Annotated in this window: 14 protein-coding genes; 13 read left to right on the forward strand and 1 reads right to left on the reverse strand. The window is 49.9% G+C overall.

The window, feature by feature from the left end:
• Window positions 1-46 precede the first annotated feature (46 nt).
• The 4 genes from pstA to ACNI29_RS09455 all read left to right on the forward strand — a co-directional run bounded on the left by pstA (window position 47) and on the right by ACNI29_RS09455 (window position 5,752).
• Window positions 47-895: a phosphate ABC transporter permease PstA gene (pstA, locus tag ACNI29_RS09440; RefSeq protein WP_419782101.1), complete on the forward strand. Its 849-nt coding sequence runs from the start codon at window positions 47-49 to the stop codon at window positions 893-895.
• A 335-nt stretch (window positions 896-1,230) separates the two neighbouring features.
• Complete coding sequence (locus ACNI29_RS09445) at window positions 1,231-3,216, forward strand: heparinase II/III family protein (protein WP_419781957.1); 1,986 nt, start codon at window positions 1,231-1,233, stop codon at window positions 3,214-3,216.
• Between the two features lie 10 nt (window positions 3,217-3,226).
• Complete coding sequence (locus tag ACNI29_RS09450) at window positions 3,227-4,540, forward strand: nucleotide sugar dehydrogenase (protein ID WP_419781958.1); 1,314 nt, start codon at window positions 3,227-3,229, stop codon at window positions 4,538-4,540.
• Window positions 4,541-4,567: 27 nt separating this feature from the next.
• Window positions 4,568-5,752, forward strand: coding sequence for a glycosyltransferase family 4 protein (locus ACNI29_RS09455; protein ID WP_419781959.1), 1,185 nt, complete (start codon window positions 4,568-4,570; stop codon window positions 5,750-5,752).
• 253 nt (window positions 5,753-6,005) lie between these two features.
• On the opposite strand, the gene mnmL is transcribed toward ACNI29_RS09455, so the two are convergent.
• The gene (gene mnmL / locus ACNI29_RS09460) at window positions 6,006-7,001 is read right to left on the reverse strand and encodes a tRNA modification radical SAM protein MnmL/YtqA (protein WP_419781960.1); all 996 of its coding nucleotides are present in this window, start codon (window positions 6,999-7,001) and stop codon (window positions 6,006-6,008) included.
• A gap of 230 nt (window positions 7,002-7,231) precedes the next feature.
• Here mnmL and ACNI29_RS09465 point away from each other — a divergent pair, with 230 nt between their 5' ends.
• The 9 genes from ACNI29_RS09465 (at window position 7,232) to ACNI29_RS09505 (ending at window position 14,871) form a co-directional block, all read left to right on the forward strand.
• The gene (locus ACNI29_RS09465) at window positions 7,232-8,272 is read left to right on the forward strand and encodes a rod shape-determining protein (RefSeq protein ID WP_419781961.1); all 1,041 of its coding nucleotides are present in this window, start codon (window positions 7,232-7,234) and stop codon (window positions 8,270-8,272) included.
• A gap of 222 nt (window positions 8,273-8,494) precedes the next feature.
• Window positions 8,495-9,385: a rod shape-determining protein MreC gene (gene mreC, locus ACNI29_RS09470; RefSeq protein ID WP_419781962.1), complete on the forward strand. Its 891-nt coding sequence runs from the start codon at window positions 8,495-8,497 to the stop codon at window positions 9,383-9,385.
• A 3-nt stretch (window positions 9,386-9,388) separates the two neighbouring features.
• A complete protein-coding gene (locus ACNI29_RS09475; RefSeq protein ID WP_419781963.1) occupies window positions 9,389-9,850 on the forward strand; it encodes a hypothetical protein in 462 nt (153 codons plus the stop codon).
• Entirely contained in the window at window positions 9,837-11,633 is a 1,797-nt protein-coding gene (mrdA, locus tag ACNI29_RS09480; RefSeq protein WP_419781964.1) for a penicillin-binding protein 2, read from the forward strand. Before ACNI29_RS09475 ends, mrdA begins: the two co-directional genes overlap by 14 nt.
• Window positions 11,633-12,748, forward strand: coding sequence for a rod shape-determining protein RodA (gene rodA / locus ACNI29_RS09485; RefSeq protein ID WP_419781965.1), 1,116 nt, complete (start codon window positions 11,633-11,635; stop codon window positions 12,746-12,748). The genes mrdA and rodA overlap by 1 nt, the downstream gene beginning before the upstream one ends.
• 44 nt (window positions 12,749-12,792) lie before the next feature.
• Complete coding sequence (locus ACNI29_RS09490) at window positions 12,793-13,161, forward strand: bactofilin family protein (protein ID WP_419781966.1); 369 nt, start codon at window positions 12,793-12,795, stop codon at window positions 13,159-13,161.
• A 142-nt stretch (window positions 13,162-13,303) separates the two neighbouring features.
• On the forward strand, window positions 13,304-13,720 hold the full coding sequence (locus tag ACNI29_RS09495; RefSeq protein WP_419781967.1) for a F0F1 ATP synthase subunit B: 417 nt from the start codon (window positions 13,304-13,306) through the stop codon (window positions 13,718-13,720).
• A 30-nt stretch (window positions 13,721-13,750) separates the two neighbouring features.
• The gene (gene atpF, locus ACNI29_RS09500; protein WP_419781968.1) at window positions 13,751-14,320 is read left to right on the forward strand and encodes a F0F1 ATP synthase subunit B; all 570 of its coding nucleotides are present in this window, start codon (window positions 13,751-13,753) and stop codon (window positions 14,318-14,320) included.
• The gene (locus ACNI29_RS09505) at window positions 14,320-14,871 is read left to right on the forward strand and encodes a F0F1 ATP synthase subunit delta (protein ID WP_419781969.1); all 552 of its coding nucleotides are present in this window, start codon (window positions 14,320-14,322) and stop codon (window positions 14,869-14,871) included. Before atpF ends, ACNI29_RS09505 begins: the two co-directional genes overlap by 1 nt.
• Window position 14,872: the final 1 nt, after the last annotated feature.

Here is a 14,872-nt window from a genome sequence, read left to right on the forward strand (position 1 = left end):
AGAAGTGGCCGAGACCAATATGGAACCCGGCAAAGACAATTATTCGATGAGAGAGAAGGTCCAGAAATTGGTCTTCATGTTGTTTAAAGCCGCTGCCGCTATCAACGGTCTCGCTCTTCTGATTATAGTCGGCTTTGTCCTTTACTACGGCCTTCCGGCCATGAGTTGGGAATTCCTTACTGAGAATCCCCGTGAATCCATGACAGCCGGTGGTATCTTTCCCTGTATCGTCGGAACCATCGTCCTTAGTTACGGGGCGCTTATGATTGCCTTGCCCTGGGGAATCGCCACTGCCATTTATTTGAATGAATATGCTACTTCCCCCAGACTGGTACGTGTCATCCGTCTGGGTATCAATAACCTTGCAGGTGTTCCGTCCGTTGTTTTCGGTCTGTTCGGCCTTTCTCTGTTCGTTACCGTTATGGGTATGGGCGTAAGTATCATGGCCGGGGTCTGTACTCTCGGTGCGCTGGCTCTTCCCCTTGTCATCGGCGCATCCGAAGAAGCACTGCGTTCCGTTCCCCAGACTTACCGTGAAGCTTCCCTCGGACTGGGAGCAACCAAATGGCAGACCATCTACAGGGTAGTCCTGCCTGCCGCACTGCCCGGAATGCTCACCGGTGCTATCCTGACCCTTTCAAGGGCAGCAGGTGAAACCGCAGCGATCATGTTTACCGCTGCGGTCTTCTTCACCCCTGAAATGCCGGAATCCCTGTTTGATGATGTAATGGCTCTTCCCTATCACATCTACGTTCTGGCTACTGCCGGGACCGAGATCGAAAAAACAAGACACATCCAGTACGGAACATCCCTCGTCCTGATTACTCTTGTACTCAGCATGAACATGCTGGCTATCTACATCCGAGCAAAGATGCAGAGAAAAGGCAGCAAATAGATTTCATCCTCACCTTCTTGACCGTGCTTGAAGCGGCCCGTGCGTATATACGTACGGGCCGTTTCTATTTTGTGGGTTGCCTCCGGCGGCGGGGGAAGGGGAGAGAAAACTTTGCTAACGCCCAAAGTTTTCTCTCCCCTTCCCCGGACCCCATCCCCTCTCTTTCAAAGACGTTTTATCAGGGCTTTGCCGCTCAGTTTGCAGAGTGTGTTGTATCATTGGATATGCTAGTGATTTCGCCTCGGGAAAGAGCAATGGCGGGTGTTGGGTGATTATGATATCTTGCGGCTCAATTATATGTCCTTTTAATAAATCAGGGTTCTTTTGTAGTGCAGATGAAAAATATATCATGGTTGATTGCCCGCTTGATGCGGATGAGTGTGCCGGAGGTGCTCTACCGGGTGCGCAAAGCCTGCCAGACAGAGTTGCAGGCTAAGGGTTGTTTTGTTGCCAGGCCGAATAGTGCCGAAGGGATGAGCCGTCCTGCTGTGGACGGCGGCATATTTGTGGCTGATGCTGATTTGTATCTTCGGGCGGCAGACAGTGTTTTGAACGGTCGTTTTAATATTTTTGCCCTCCGTGATTGTGATCTGGGGTTTCCCCCAAAGTGGAACCGCGATCCGCTGACCGGGATTACCGCCCCTCTTGGTTTTGGTAAAAAGCTCAACTACCGGGATGAAGCTCTGGTCGGGAATATCAAATACCTGTGGGAACCAAACCGTCATCTGGAGTTGGTTACACTTGCCCAGGCCTACAGTTTTTCCAGTGACGAGAAGTATGCTAACGGCTGCCGGGAGTTGTTGCAGTCGTGGTTTGAGGAGTGTCCGTATCTGCTTGGCGTGAATTGGACCAGTTCCCTTGAACTCGGCGTGCGGCTGGTAAACTGGGCTTTAGCGTGGCAGTTGCTCGGGGGTGATGATTCGTTTCTCTTTGCCGGACCAGATGGACAGAAATTCCGCTCGCGCTGGCTGGAATCTGTTTATCAGCACTGTCATTTTATCAATGGTTATTTTTCGCGCTTTTCTTCGGCGAACAACCACTTGCTCGGTGAATACATGGGGCTTTTTGCCGGCTCCACGGTCTGGCCCTGCTGGAAGGAAAGTGCCGGCTGGCAGAAGAAAGCCAAAGCCGGACTTGAGGCGGAAGCTATTACGCAGAATTTTCCTGACGGCTGCAATCGGGAGCAGGGCATCTGGTATCATCATGAAGTAGCCGACATGCTGCTGCTTTGCGGTCTCATCGGTCAGTCAAATGATGTCTCTTTTTCTGATGCTTATTGGATGCAGCTTGAGTCGATGATAGAATTCATCGGATCAATGGCGGACACGAAACTAAATATTCCCATGATCGGCGATTCCGATGATGCGGTCATGGTCCGCTTTGTGCCGGATGAAGACTTTTCTGTTTTCAGGTCGTTGCTGGCCAGCGGGGCTGTTCTTTTTACCCGTGCTGATTTTGCGCAGAAGGCCGGGGTATTTGATGACAAAAGCCGTTGCCTTTTAGGCAAAGATGGTGAATCAAGATTCAATGAATTACTGAAATCGGAGCAGAGTGAGGCAGAAGGCTTTCGGCGTAGCTATCCTGACGGTGGCTATTACATTCTTGGGTGTGATTTTGAGACTGACCGGGAGGTAAAGCTGATTGTTGATGCCGGGCCGCTGGGCTTTACCTCCATTGCCGCGCACGGGCATGCTGATGCCCTGTCCATGGTATTATCCATCGGGGGCAATGAATTACTAATTGATCCGGGAACGTATGCCTATCATACTGAGCGCAAATGGCGGGACTACTTCAAAGGTACTTCGGCCCACAACACGGTGCGCATAGACGGTCTGGACCAGTCGGTATCGGGTGGGAACTTCATGTGGACCAGACATGCCAATGCCGCCTGTGTCTCTTTAGGTCTGTCGGCTGAAGAGGATTTTTTCAGCGGTACGCATGACGGGTATTCACGTTTGGATGACCCGGTTACACATTCGCGCAGTATCAGTTTTTTGAAAGATGGTACTGAAATCGAAGTGTCTGACAGTCTTGATTGTTCTGAAAGCCATGAAATGGAGATTTTCTGGCACTTGGCGGAGTCCTGCGGGGTGGAAATTGATGATAGCAGGGTTCTGGTGCGTTCAGCCAATGTGAATCTGGAAATATCAATGCCGGACTCAGGCATGAAACCGGAGCTTTATCAGGGTGATGATGAAATTTCCTTGGGTTGGATTTCCAGACGCTTTGATTCCAAGGTTCCTTGCCCGACTATTGTTTGGAAAGGTACTTTTACGGGCAAAACAGAGTACTTAACCGTATTTAAATATAATTTTGATTAGAGGAACGGCAATGAAAGTTAGTGTTTTCGGTTTGGGGTACGTGGGAGCTGTTTCCGCAGGTTGTCTGGCCAAGGAAGGGCATAGCGTTATCGGTGTTGATCCTAACCAGACCAAGGTTGATATCATCAACAGCGGGCAGACACCGATCATCGAAGACCAGATCGGTGATATCCTCCGGGATGCTGTGCAGGACGGGATTTTGCGGGCTACAGTTTCGGCTGAAGAAGCAGTTATGGAATCCGATATCTCGCTTGTTTGTGTGGGGACTCCGAGTAAGGCCAACGGCAGTCTGGACCTGACCTACGTGGAAAGGGTCTGCGGGGAAATAGGTGCTGTTCTTAAAGGTAAAGATGAATTTCATGTGGTTGTTATCCGCAGCACCATCCTTCCCGGTTCGATGCGTTCCGTGGTTATCCCTGCCCTTGAGTCCGGTTCGGGCAAGGTTGCGGGCGTTGATTTCGGTGTGTGCAACAACCCTGAATTTCTGCGCGAAGGAACCTCTGTTTATGATTTCTACAACCCACCGAAGACGGTTATCGGCGAGAGCGACCCGAAAAGCGGCGAGATGCTGGCATCCCTTTATGCCGACATTGATGCTCCCCTGATCAGGACCGAGATGGAAGTTGCTGAAATGGTTAAGTATGCCGACAACAACTGGCATGCCGTCAAGGTCGCTTTTGCCAATGAAATCGGTGCTATCTGCAAAGAGGTCGGCATAGACAGCCATAAGGTGATGGACATTTTTTGTCAGGATACGAAACTCAATATTTCAAAATACTATCTCAAGCCGGGGTTTGCTTTCGGCGGTTCCTGCCTGCCCAAGGACGTACGCGCTCTGACCTACAAGGCCAACCGTCTGGGTGTTGACCTGCCGCTTTTAAGCAACGTCCTGCGCAGTAACAGGCGTCACATTGAGCGCGGTCTGTCCCTGATTATGGATAAGGACAACCGCAAGGTCGGTTTCCTCGGTTTCAGTTTCAAGGCCGGAACTGACGACCTGCGTGAGAGTCCGCTGGTGGCTGTCATTGAGCAGCTTATCGGCAAGGGTTACGAACTCAGCCTCTATGACCGCAACGTGAATACCGCCAAACTGCTCGGTGCCAACCGCGATTACATTATGAATCGTATCCCGCACATTTCAAAGCTCATGGTTGGTGATATTGACAGTGTGCTGGAGCATGCCGAAACCATTGTAATCGGGAATAATTCGCCTGAATTCAAAGATATTGGGTCCCGAATCCGTTCCGGACAGGTGGTTGTCGATCTGGTCAGGATAACTGAGCCTTCCTCTGAAAACGGGGAAATCGACGGAATTTGCTGGTAAAATAGAGATAAAAAAGCGGAGCATCTTGTGGCGCGAAAAGTTTTAATTCTGGTTGAAAATCTGCCTTCCCCATTTGACCGCAGGGTCTGGCAGGAAGCGAAGTCTTTGTATGGCGCGGGATACACTGTTTCCATCATTTGCCCGACAGGTAAGGGTTATGAAGAATTCTATGAAGAAATAGACGGGATTCATATCTACCGCTACAACCTGCCCGTGGAAGGCGAAGGTGCGAAAGGGTATGCCGTGGAATACAGTGCCGCACTCTGGCATACGTTCCGATTGGCCTGGAAGGTGCGCCGAGAGCAGGGCTTTGATGTGATTCATGCCTGCAATCCCCCGGATCTGCTTTTTCTCGTCGCGCTGGTTTTCAAGCTGCTCTACAAAACCAAGTTTATCTTTGATCATCACGATATCAATCCCGAGCTTTACGAAGCAAAGTTCAATAAACGTGATTTCTTTTGGAAGCTGATGGTCTGGCTGGAAAAGGCGACTTTCATGTCTGCCGATGTTTCCATCGCTACCAACGAATCCTACAAGGAAATTGCCATACAGCGCGGCGGCATGGAACCTGATAAAGTACATGTGGTTCGCAGTGGTCCCATGCTTGAACGGTTGCGGACCATCCCTGCTGTCGATTCACTCAAAAAAGGCCGTAAATATCTTGTCGGTTATGTAGGTGTAATGGGTAAGCAGGAAGGTCTGGACCTACTCCTGGAAGCAGTAAGTTACATAGTCCATGACCTGAAGCGGGACGATGTTCATTTCGGTCTGGTCGGCGGCGGTACTTCGCTGGAAGAAATGAAAAGACTGGCCGAAGAACTCAATGTTTCCGACTACGTTACTTTCACAGGGCGTGTTCCTGATCAGGAGCTGCTTGAGATGCTTAATACTGCCGACATCTGCGTGAATCCTGACCGGGCTAATGCCATGAATGACAAATCCACCATGAATAAAATCATGGAATACATGGCTCTAGGGAAGCCCATCGTGCAGTTCGACCTCACCGAAGGCCGTTTTTCCGCACAGGGTGCATCGCTGTATGCCGCCAAGAATGATCCCAAAGATATGGGCGATAAGATTTTGCAGCTGCTGGATGACCCGGAAATACGTGAGAAAATGGGTAAACTTGGGTATGACCGCGTTCGAAATGAATTGGAATGGAAGTACGAAGAACCAAAGTTACTAAAAGCTTATTCGGATGTGTTTGAGTGATGCCCCCAGACCCCATCCCCTCTCTTTCAAAGACGTTTTAATAAGCTTCGCATATATATTTTTAAAGTAAAACAGTGAAAAAGACCGTAATATCTTTGAAGATATTACGGTCTTTGTTTTTTGCTATTTTGGAAACTGATCGGCGAAGCCTTGATAAAATTTTTTGGGAGAGTCCAGAGAACCCTTTTTACAAAAAGGGTTCTTTGGCCCCCGGAGGCCTTACAGTCGGTTAACGAGAAGCTTTGCTTCGAGTTTAGCGGCTGTTGAGACCTGTGGTGACCGTCGGTAGACCCGCCGGAGGCATCCCTTCGGGGCCGTACCAAAGTGGCGGTTCATCCGGTGCATCAGGCCGCGCGCAGCCCTGCCAGATTTCTTTTGCTTTCATGGCCTGTTCTATTTCGTTGAGCACGGTGCGTTTTTGGCGCACCCATTCGGGCGCTACAAGTTGCCCGGGCACGGCGTCAGCCTTGAGGCGGTGAATGACTATATCTGTCCGCAGGATGGAGATGGCCTCGACCAGTGCTTCGATGTATTCGTCTTTTCCAATGGGTGTGTATTCCCCGGCATCGTAAATTTTTTTGAGCGGTGTGCCTTGGCCGACGAAGAGGTTGTGGAACTTGATCCCAGCGATGGGCAATTCGTTGAGGAATCGCACGGATTCGAGGAAATCGGCTGTGGATTCTCCGGGCAACCCTGCAATTAGGTGGGCACAGACGTCGATACCATTGGCGTGGGTCATTATTACGGCTTCGGCAAATTGCTCGGCGGTGTGTCCACGGTTGATGCGTTCAAGGGTTGCATTGTTGGAGCTTTGCAGGCCGAGGTCCAGCCATGTTTCCTTGAGTCCCAGACTTTTGATCAGGGCCAGCTTCTCATTATCAAGGCAGTCCGGGCGGGTTCCGATGCAGAGCCCTGCCAGTCCGGGCAAGCCGTTAAGCTGGTCGAGAGCGCATTTAAGCTCTTCTATACTGCAGTAAGTATTGGAATAAGACTGCAGGTAGGCAAGGTAAAGCTTTGCTGTGTAGAGCTTGGAAAGCTTTTCCTGCCAGTGGGCCCATTGCTCGGGGATGGACATGGAAAGTTTGTGTAGACCTGAACCGGAACCCTGCGGGCTGCAGAAGATGCATCCTTTGCGGGAAAGATGCCCGTCCCGGTTGGGGCAGGTGAACCCGAAATCGAGGGGGATTTTCTGGACCCGCTCGCCGAAGCTTTGGCGAAGCCGGGCGGCCAGCCCGTAAAAACGGTGCATGAATTCTCCTTGTGAAGGCAGGTTAAGCCCTTTAATTTATATGATTGAAATCCGGATGTATTTACTGATCACTGACTGCTTGAGATAACGAGTCTCAGAAGTGCTCTAATGTGTTGCCTGCCGCACTTTCTTCTGCTAGTTAATTCCTAGGATTTTCATTTGATAGACTTTATGTCCGCCTCTCGTGAGGTGTTTTAGAATCACATTTTTTTTGGAGTTTCCAGTTTAATATGGCATCGATTTTCGACAAGATACTCGGTTCGTTTTCCAGTGACCTTGCAATCGACCTCGGTACAGCTAACACACTGGTTTATGTTAAAGGTAAAGGCGTCATGCTCAGCGAACCTTCCGTGGTCGCTGTCAAAAGAGACATAAACGGCGGTAGCAAGGTTCTCGCCGTTGGGTTGGAAGCCAAGAGGATGCTTGGTCGAACTCCCGGCAACATTGTTGCCATCAGGCCTATGAAAGACGGCGTAATTGCTGACTTTGAGGTCACTGAAGCCATGTTGCGCCATTTCATTTCAAAAGTCCACAACAGCCGCAGGCTGGTCCGTCCCCGGATTATGATCTGCGTGCCGACCGGGATTACCCAGGTTGAAAAAAGGGCGGTCAAGGAAAGTGCACAGAGCGCTGGCGCCCGTGAGGTTTATCTCATTGAAGAACCCATGGCAGCAGCCATCGGTGCTAACCTGCCCATTACCGAACCTACCTCCAACATGGTCGCAGACATCGGCGGCGGTACTTCCGAAATCGCGGTTATCTCTCTTTCCGGTATTGTTTACGCACGTTCCGTCCGTGTCGGCGGTGACAAGATGGATGAAGCCATCATGCAGCATGTTAAGCGTAAGTACTCCATGCTCATCGGTGAATCCACTGCTGAAACAATCAAAATCAAGATCGGTTCCGCCTTCCCGCTGGAAGAAGAAATCGAGATGGAAGTTAAGGGTCGTGACCTTGTAACCGGTATTCCCCAGAATATCCTGATTACCTCCGAAGAGATCAGGAAAGCAATTTCCGAACAGGTGGATTCTATTGTGCAGGGTGTGCGTGTTGCACTCGAACAGACTCCTCCTGAACTTGCAGCCGACATCGTTGACCGGGGCATCGTGCTTACCGGCGGCGGGGCACTGCTTAAGGGACTGGATCAGCTGCTGAGCCAGGAAACCCACCTGCCTATCACCGTGGTGGATACTCCCCTTGATGCCGTTGTTATCGGCTCCGGTAGAGCTTTAGATGAAATAAACATCTATAAAGACGTGACTATTGATTAAGTTCCGCTCCTATTGCCGCGGATGAATCGAGTGCACCAGTTACGGCTGAGGGCATAGTTTTTTACAGATTCTATCTGTAAAAAGCTATGTCCTCAGAAAATTAACCGCACCCGGACTTGAGACTGACTTCAATTCTCTTGTCCGGTGTTCGTCTTTTTGGTTATAGCTTTAATTTTCTGATTTGTTTTTTCAATTTCCGCTTTCTTTTACAGAGGATTAAGTGTGAAGCTTAAGCGTGCTGCTATAGCCGTCATTATTGGCCTGTTTGTCTATCTCAGTCTTTATTCATGGAACCTGAGGTCGGGACAGCTGGACCGTCTGGCCGGGTTCACCGGACTTGAAATCGTAAAATGGGTTTTGTGGCCCTGTGAATGGGTTCATGATCAGTCCATGGATTTCTTGGATAAGTATGTTTATCTGGTGGGCTTGAAGCAGCTCAACGACCAATTGAGTTCCCAGAATGATCTTATGCGTCTTGAAATAATGCAGTTGCGTGAAAAGGCCGCAAAGGCCGAACGCTACCGTTTGCTTCTAGGAATCAAACCTGTTGAAAATTGGGAAACCTCCGGCACACGGGTGATTGCCCATCGCATGGGGCCCACTGCCGCCCTTGATTCGATTATAGTCAATAAAGGTATTGCCTCCGGGGTGAAACAGGATACTCCCGTTATTGATCCGCTGGGCGTTGTCGGCCGTGTGGTTGAGCCGGGGCTGAGTGCTTCCAAGGCTATGCTGCTTACTGATCTGAACAGTAGAATTTCCGTGCGTGGCCAGATTCATCGTTCTACCGGATTACTGATCGGTAAAGGGGAAGGGGAACCGTTGAGTGTTAAGTATATGAAGCTTAATGCCCCGGTCACTGAAGGCGAAGTGCTGGTTACCTCCGGGCTTGCAGGGCTGTTTCCTCCGGGCTTGCCTGTAGCCAAAATTACGTCTGTAGAGCGTTCCGATATTTCTCTTTTCCTTACTGTCGAAGCCGAACCGCTGGTTGATATTGATAATATTGAAGAAGTTCTGCTTATGCACCGGGCTGTGCCGCAAAGTAATTTCTCTATCGGGGTAGACAATTCAATCCTGCCGGACGGAAACTCCACTCTTACCGAAGGGGGATAGGTCATGTCTTCCATCTTCTGGTGGGTCTGTTTCAGCTTTTTAGCAATCTGGGCACAGAAAATAGTCCCCGGAATAGATTTTTTCGCACCGGGGTTGCTGCTGTGCATCCAGCTGGATAAAAAATATCATGTTTTCTGGATGATCCTGATCTGGTCCTTGATTCAGGACGGTATTGGCGGTCTTCCTTTCGGTTATTCTGTTGTCTGGTATTCATCAATTTATTTCTTATACCGTTGCGGAGCCATGTTTTTCGACGTGCAGTCTCTGATGTTCGCTTTGCTTTGCGGTGTTGTCTTGGGAGCTTTGCATCCTTCTCTGACCGCGATGATGTCCCTGCTGGCCGACATGGTCTGGGCACCGGACCGCTATATTTTTGAAGGCATCCTGCAAGCCGCAATTTTTCCTGTTGAATGGCTTTTATTAAAATACATCTATCCGGAAAGGTTTAAACATGAGCCTGTATGAATCCAAGGCCCAGCAACCGCCTAAAAACGGTCTGCTGCTCTTGCAGGGGCTTATCCTGCTCTTGTTTTGTATTTTTGCCCTGCGTTTCTGGTTCCTCCAGATACATAAGGGCGAATATTTTTCTGAACAGGCGCGAAATAACCAGCTGCGTCAGGATAATCTTTACGCCCCGCGCGGTCTGATCAGGGACCGGAACGGGAACCTGCTTGCGGTCAATGAGCCTGCCTACGCGTTGGGCATTGTCCGCGAGGACAGCAAGGACCTTGATGCAACCTTGAAGACCGTATCCGAGTGGACCGGGGTCGATCTAGCCAAAATCAAAAAAGTTTTTAAAAAATTAAGACGCAGGGTAAAACCCTTTGAACCACTGATCCTTGTTCCCAACCTGACCTTTGAGCAGGTGGCGATAATCGAGGCGAACTCATTGCATTGGCCCGGATTGGAAATCGTTGTCCGCCCAAGGCGAAAGTATTTGCAGGGGCCGCTGCTTTCCCATGTGCTCGGCTATGTGTCCGAAGTTGATGAAGAGGAGCTTGAAACGGATTCGGATCTTGCTGTCGGCGACTATGTCGGCAAGCAGGGGCTTGAGTCTGTGTTGGAAAAAAGGTTCCGGGGCATCAAGGGCCGTAGGCAGAATGAGGTGGATGCGACTGGGCGCAGGCTTAAAGAGCGTATCCTGACTCCGCCCGTTGCCGGGGAAGATATCGACCTTTCCATTGATCTGGATTTACAGGAACTGGGTGGCAAGCTGCTTGAAGGAAAAGCCGGAGCTATTGTGGTTATGAATCCGGATAATGGCCAGATTCTGGCTTTTGTTAGTGCTCCTTCCTACGATAACAATTCTTTTACCGACGGACTTTCCCAGAAAGAGTGGGTCGCACTGCGGGATGATCCGCGCACTCCGCTTCAGAACAGGGTGATCCAGTCAGTTTATCCTCCGGGCTCGGTTTTCAAAATGACTATAGCAGGAGCCGGTTTGCATTACGGGGTGGTTAAGCCCGAAGATACTGTATTCTGTCCCGGCCATATGCAGTTGGGTAAATATGTATTCCGTTGCTGGCGAAAGGGCGGACACGGCAAGACTGATCTCGAAAAGTCGTTGGTGGAGTCCTGTGACGTCTACTACTACAAACTTGGAAAAAAACTCGGCGTAGACCGGATGAGTGAATTTGCTTTTGCCGCCGGATACGGCAAGCCTACCGGTATTTCACTGCCTCATGAAAAAGCAGGTTTGATTCCGACCCGCCAATGGAAACGTAAAAGGTTCGGTGAAATCTGGCATCCCGGAGAAAATTTGAACTTTTCCATCGGACAGGGCTACACTCTTGTTACTCCCTTGCAGGTGGCCCGGTCCATTTCTTCTTTGGTCAATGGCGGCAGGTTGCTTAGGCCGCAACTTCTTGCCGGAGAGCCTGCAGAAGAGCAGGGGCTGATTCCTCTCACTGACGCCCAGCGGGAGCTGATACGGGATGCCATGATCGCCACTGTTGATAAACCTCGTGGTACTGCACGCAGGCTGCGTATGAAAGGGGTGGTTGTCGGCGGCAAAACCGGGACAGCGCAGGTTGTTAAGCTCACTGATGAGCTTAAGAAAATGAAAGATGAAGATATTCCATACAAATATCGTGACCACGCATGGATGGCCAGTTTCGCTGAGAAAGGGACCAAGCGTTACGTGGTGGTTTGTATGGTTGAGCATGGCTTGCATGGATCTTCCGGCGCAGGCCCTATTGTTAAAGCCATTTACGATCATATTTTTAAAGAAAAAAAGGAAGGGAAGTAATGTCTCCCGTTGACCGCAGATTACTTATTCATATGAACTGGTTCCTGCTCGGGCTGGCGGCCATGCTTTTCTTTGTTGGTGTTTTGAACCTTTATTCCGCCAGTGGCTTTCGGCTGGAGGAAGGGATGAGCGTAAGTTCATTCTATCAGAAACAGCTTATCTGGGGCCTGATGGGTTTTGCCGGAATGATCACGTTTATGCTTTTTGATTACCGGCATCTGCGGACCATTGCGTGGCCCCTGTTCTGGGTTACTGTGGCTTTGCTGGCGTGTGTTCCGGTTATAGGTAAGACCATCTACGGCGCACGTCGCTGGCTGGATCTGGGATTTTTTAACTTTCAGCCCAGTGAGATGGCCAAGATTACCATTTTGGTCATCGGGGCCAAGATTCTTTCCCGCAGCAGTGATCCGTTGGATATCAAGAAGCTTGCTTATGTGGTCGCGGTTGGGCTGGTTCCTGCTGGGATGGTCATTACTCAGCCGGATCTTGGATCGGGCCTGAATATCCTGCTCATTCTGGGCGGGATGATCCTTTACCGCGGGTTGACGCCCAAGCTATTTAAGACCCTTGCTATAGTCGGCCCCTGTCTGATTCCTGTCGGTTGGTTTTTTCTGCATGATTATCAGAAACGGCGAATTGTCTCGTTCATGAACCCGGCCAGCGATCCGCTCGGCGCGGGATATCACATTATTCAGTCTGAAATTGCAATCGGTTCAGGACGTGTCTGGGGTAAGGGTTTTCTCGGCGGGACGCAGTCTCAGCTGCGTTTCCTTCCTGAGAAGCATACTGACTTCGCAATTGCGGTTTTCGGTGAGGAATGGGGCTTTGCTGGAGCTATGGCTCTACTCAGCCTTTTCTGCGTATTTTTGTATCAAATGGTGGTTACCGCCAGAGAGGCAAAAGACCTGTTCGGCAGCTATCTTGCGGCAGGCGTATTCTTTTATTTCTTCTGGCAAATCCTTATCAATATGGGTATGGTCCTTGGGCTAATGCCGGTAGTAGGCATACCTTTACCTTTTATCAGCTATGGTGGCAGTGGAACCGTAGTTAATCTGTGTCTCGTGGGGCTGGTTTTAAATGTCTCCATGAGGCGTTATGTATTTAAACAGGGGTAAGCCGCATGTTTTTCAAAACCGGCTCCGGGGAAAAGGAGATTAAAATGGCAAGAGATGAAATAAATGCTTTCTTAGGCAGCGGAACCGATTATCAGGGCAAGCTCAATTTTCAGGGAGCTGTGCGAATCGACGGTAATTTCAATGGCGAGGTTGAATCCGAAGGGACTCTCGTCGTTGGCCGTGAAGCCAAGGTGGAAGGTGTGCTGCGTGTTGGTCAGCTTGTGCTCAGTGGGCGCGTTACAGGCGAAGTATACGCTTCTGAAAAAGCCGTTCTGCACAAGACTGCAAATCTGCAGGGTAATCTGGTCACCCCCACTCTGGTAGTGGAGGAAGGAGCCGTTCTGGAAGGACGTGTTACCATGAGTTCGACCTCCTCTCCAGCAGTTGAGACAGAAACAGAAGAAATTAGTTAAAAAAATAACAAGCCAGTGTTCATGGGGGTTAATCGGCTAAAAGTAACCGATTCATTTTCAGAAACCCTTTGACACAAGCTCTAAATTTAGCTACACCGCAACTGACTTTGGACAAAAATTCACAACCTTTTCGGGAGCAGGCATGATTGATTTAGATATTAGCTTTTTTATCCAGTTAGCGAACTTCATCATCACCCTTCTTGTTCTCAACCTTCTCATGTTCCGTCCTATTCGTGAAATCATCAGGAGACGCTCAGAGCTTATGAGTGATCAGCTCTCCAAGGTGGAAAATTTCAACGACCAGGCGAAAGTTAAGGTTAAGGATTACGAAGCTGCTCTGGACTCTGCCCGCAAAGAGGGAATGGAAATCCGGAACGACTTCAAAGATCAGGGCGCCGCTCAGGAACAGACATTACTCGCCGAAGCCGGAAAAGTTGCAGCAGCAACTATGAAGGAAGCTCGCGCGGAAGTTGCAACCGACAAGGGTGCAGCAATGAAAGTTCTTGGTGGCGAAGTTGAAGCTTTTGCTCAGAAGGTTACAGCCAAGGTTCTTGGCTAGGCCTAATCAATATCGAAGGGGGGTTTAGCCTTGAAGCGGAAAAACATGATCATGGCAACAACCGCTCTTTCCGTACTGCTTGCAGCAGGCGCAGCCTATGCAAGTGGTGGTGAAGGGGCGCACGAGATTCCCTGGGCAAACTTCGGTTGGCGTGTACTTAACTTGATCCTTGTTATTGGGATCCTTTACAAATTCGCAGGCGAAAAAATCGCCGGTCTTTTTAAGGGACGTCAGGCAGGTATCAAACAGGAGCTCAGCGATTTGCAGTCCCGCAAAGAAGCTGCAGAGAAAAAGCTCCGTGACGTCGAATCAAGTATTGCTAATCTGGAACAGGAAAAGGACTCGATCCTTTCCGAGGCCAGATCACAGGGCGAGGCCATGAAGGCGGCGATCATCCAGAAAGCCGAGCAGACTGCCGAGCAGATTGAAGCTCAGGCCAAAGTCTCCGCAGAGCAGGAAGTAAACGTTGCACTTGACGAAATGCGTGCTGAGATGGCTGACAAAGTTATCGAAGCTGCTGAAAAAATCGTTAAGAGCAAACTTACCAAAGCTCAGCACGAGACTCTGGTGGATGAATACTTAACAAAGGTGGTGCTCTAATGACAGGGAACATAGTCTCACGCAGATACGCCAAGGCGCTGTTCTCCGTTGGCCAGAAGCAGGGAGAAGAAGACCTTGCGGCGTATGGTTTGGCACTGACCGAGTTGTCACAGATACTGGAAGATTCCCCGGAGGCCCTGAGGCTCTTCCAGAATCCTGTTTTCAGTGCGGATGAAAAGAAAGCCGTGCTTGACAAACTGCTTGAGAAGACCTCGGCAGGACCTGTGGTTAAAAACTTTTGCAGCCTTTTGGCCGACAAAGGACGTCTGCCGGTTATTCCTGAGATCGCAAGCGACTACGCAGGAATGCTCGACAACGTTCAGGGTGTCGTCCGTGGCAAACTGGTGACTGCAATCAAGTTGACCGTTAAGCGTCAGAAAGAAATTAAAGCACGTCTTGAGAAACAACTTAAAAGCAAACTCGAACTTGATTTTGCTATGGATAAAGACATCCTCGGAGGTGTTGTTCTCAAGGTTGGCGATAAAGTTCTTGATGCAAGCATTCGCGCACAGCTGCAAATGATGAAAGAACAGATTAAAAGGGGTGTGTAGG

This window comes from Maridesulfovibrio spiralis (SeqCode) (assembly GCF_048571135.1).
Taxonomy (GTDB): Bacteria; Desulfobacterota; Desulfovibrionia; order Desulfovibrionales; family Desulfovibrionaceae; genus Maridesulfovibrio; species Maridesulfovibrio spiralis.